Annotated in this window: 2 protein-coding genes; one reads left to right on the top strand and one right to left on the bottom strand. The window is 38.2% G+C overall.

Annotation, left to right across the window (positions count from 1 at the left end; translation table 11 throughout):
- On the top strand, positions 1 to 1,515 hold a 1,515-nt coding region (locus ACIR310F_RS21190; RefSeq protein ID WP_051289439.1), incomplete at its 5' end, for a C2 family cysteine protease.
- A gap of 412 nt (positions 1,516 to 1,927) precedes the next feature.
- On the opposite strand, the gene ACIR310F_RS0101545 is transcribed toward ACIR310F_RS21190, so the two are convergent.
- Positions 1,928 to 3,136, bottom strand: coding sequence for a 4-hydroxy-3-methylbut-2-enyl diphosphate reductase (locus ACIR310F_RS0101545; protein ID WP_028082306.1), 1,209 nt, complete (start codon positions 3,134 to 3,136; stop codon positions 1,928 to 1,930).
- Between the last annotated feature and the right edge of the window lie 72 nt (positions 3,137 to 3,208).

The raw sequence follows: 3,208 nt of genomic DNA, 5'->3' as shown, positions 1-3,208 counted from the left end.
ACTTATTATGCGCGGGTATATCAATATAGTGGTGACACTAACTACAACTTGTCCTTAACTGCTACTGCTCTTCCTGTTGATAATGCGGGAAATACCCTAGCTACAGCCCGTGCTGTTGGTGCATTAACAGCAACTCAAAGTTTTAGTGACTGGGTAGGAAGTGCTGATACTAACGATTACTATAGTTTCAATGTGGGAACACAAAGCAACTTTAGTTTGAGTTTAACAGGCTTGAGTGCCGATGCGGATGTTCAATTACTCAATAGTTCGGGTGGCGTAATTACCAGTTCTACTGCTGGTGGTAATACTTCTGAATCTATTACTAGTCAGTTGAGTGCGGGTACTTATTATGCGCGGGTATATCAATATAGTGGTGACACTAACTACAACTTGTCCTTAACTGCTACTGCTGTTGCACCAACTCCCACACCAACTCCCACACCAACTCCCACACCAACTCCCACACCGATTCCGACAGATTGGTATAGTCAAAATCTACGAGATGCTCAAATTATCACTTTAACCAGTTCCTTAGCTGCTGATGGTAATTTGAGTCGCAATGATATGATTTCCATTTTCCGCGATGCTAAAGATGGTGGTGTAATTGATGCCAATGAGTTAACTGACTTACGGACTCTTGTTAGTAACTCTACCCTCTTCACTATGGCTGATTCCGTGAAAGTCCTATCTAATAAGATTGCTAATAGTGACGCAGCTAACACTCGTTCCGGTTTTGGTAACTTGTTTGCCGGTAGTAGTGATACCCAAATGGAAAATCTGATTGGTAAGTGGTTCTTAGGTACTGATCGCCCCGATACAGATTATACCTATAGTTATGTTAGTGGTTCTCTGTTCCAAAATGGACCTAGTGCTGATGACATTTACCAAGGAGCGGTGGGAGACTGCTATTATGTAGCAACTTTAGCTTCTATTGCCCAGGAAAAACCTGAGTACATCCAAAATATGTTTACGGACAATGGTGATAATACCTTCACCGTGCGTTTTTATAACAATGGTGTAGCTGATTATGTCACAGTAGATCGTTATTTGCCAACTTCTGGGGGGTATCGCGCTTATGCTGGTTGGGGTGGAAGTTCCGTTTCTTCCACTAGCAATGAACTTTGGGTAGCTTTAGCAGAAAAAGCCTATGCCCAGTTAGCTGAATCTGGTTGGAGTCGTTCTAGCACTTCTAATAACTCCTATGCAGATATTTCAGGGGGTTGGATGGATACAGTAATTCGTCAGGTAACGGGATTAAGTGCTACTTCCCAATCTGTCAGCAATATGACTCAAACTCAACTGATTAATTTGGTTAATTCTAATCAGGTGTTAACAGCGGGTTTCGTCTATGGCGCTGGTTATGGTGTGGTTAATGGTCATGCTTATACCATTACTGCCTATAATGCCACTAATGGAACTTTCCACTTACGGAATCCTTGGGGTTCTAGCCATGCTGATGTCACATTCAGTCAATTAGTCTCTTTGAGAGGTATTATTCAGTGGTCTAATACCTAGACATTATTGGCAGCAGTACGAATATTAATTATTAATTATTTGTACTGCTGTTTACTTGATTTGTAGCTCTATTTTACCATGTCAATAATTTTAAACATTACTTCAATTCATTAGTCTAATTTATGATTTTTTCTTGAAGCTCTTTTTTATTTATCTATTTACTTCTCTAAGTCGTGTTAATTCTTATTGCTCCTGATTGAGAATAGGTTTTGATGCCATTTTTGGTGATTTACTGTTTCTCAAATCCCTTTTTTTTCAATATGTTTGTTTTTATGCTCACAAGGTAAAAATTTTCCTCTTTCTTCTGCTAAATTTTAGAGAGTGAAAACCCCCAGCCTAGACAACAGAAGGGAGAAAGTAAAGTATTTTAATACATTATCCATAACATAGATAATGTATTAATACAGAAGACTTAAACTAAAACTGCTGTGGTTTTCAGTGCAAAGATTTTCTGAATTACATCTTCAACCACCTTATCTGGTGTAGAAGCACCAGAGGTAATACCAACTTTAATTTCTCCCGTTGGTAGCCAGTTTTCTGTAATTACCAAATCTCCCGTTAATTCTCGATGTTTGATCTTATTAATTGATTGAATACATTCAACACTATCAATGTGATAAGAAGGAATATTTCGATCAAAAGCAATCTGTTGTAACTGGGTAGTATTTGATGAATTAAATCCCCCAATTACTATCATTAAATCCAGATTTTCTTTCACCAATTCCAACATCGCATCTTGACGTTCTTGAGTGGCATCACAGATAGTATTAAAATTTTGAAAATGCTGATTTAACTCTGCCGGTCCATACTTCTGCATCATGGTTCGCTCTAGCATTTTACCGATTTTTTCGGTTTCATCCTTCAGCATGGTTGTTTGGTTAGCAATTCCTACCCGTTCTAAATCTTGATCAGGATCAAATCCCGCAGAACAAGCTTTAGCAAACTTAGTTAAAAATTCTTGACGATCGCCACCATTGAGAATATAGTTAATTACATATTCTGCTTCTTTTAAATTCAAAACAATCAGATATTTCCCCGCAAAGGAACTAGTAGCAACGGTTTCTTCATGTTTGTATTTTCCGTGAATAATTGATGTGTAATCACCTTTTTTGTGCTTTTCTACAGTGTTCCAAACTTTAGATACCCAAGGACAAGTAGTATCAACAATCTGACAACCTTTATCGTTAAGAATTTGCATTTCTTGAACACTAGCACCGAAAGCTGGTAAAATCACCACATCACCGCTACCAACAACAGAAAAATCTTTGATTTTGTCAATGACGGGAATAAATTCTACCTGCATTTCCTGCATCCGTTTATTCACGGATGGATTGTGAATAATTTCGTTAGTAATCCAAATCCGTTCTGAGGGAAAATGCTGACGGGTTTCATAAGCCATTGCTACAGCACGTTCCACACCCCAACAAAAACCAAATGCTTGTGCTAATTGAATCGTCACATCACCACGCTTGAGAGTGTAGTGAGAATCCCGGATTTCCTGAATCAAATTACTCTGATATTCAGATTGTAACTGGGTAGCAACTTCCTCTTGATGACCAAAGCCCTTACGATTGTAATTGGCTGAATGTTGCAGGTTGCGTTTAAAAGCTTTTGTATCCATTTGAAATTGGCAACTAAAATTACTATTTTTAATTTTCTCGCGCCTGGAGGCAATTGAGATGGGAAATTTTAA

This window comes from Dolichospermum circinale AWQC310F (genome assembly GCF_000426925.1).
Taxonomy (GTDB): Bacteria; Cyanobacteriota; Cyanobacteriia; order Cyanobacteriales; family Nostocaceae; genus Dolichospermum; species Dolichospermum circinale.
Note: the sequence above shows the minus strand (reverse complement) of the source record. Positions and strands in the feature narration are given on the sequence as shown.

Bases quoted from the DNA above. Each gene is read 5' to 3' on its own strand.
- ACIR310F_RS0101545 (WP_028082306.1), bottom strand. From the start codon at position 3,136: ATGGATACAAAAGCTTTTAAACGCAACCTGCAACATTCAGCCAATTAC.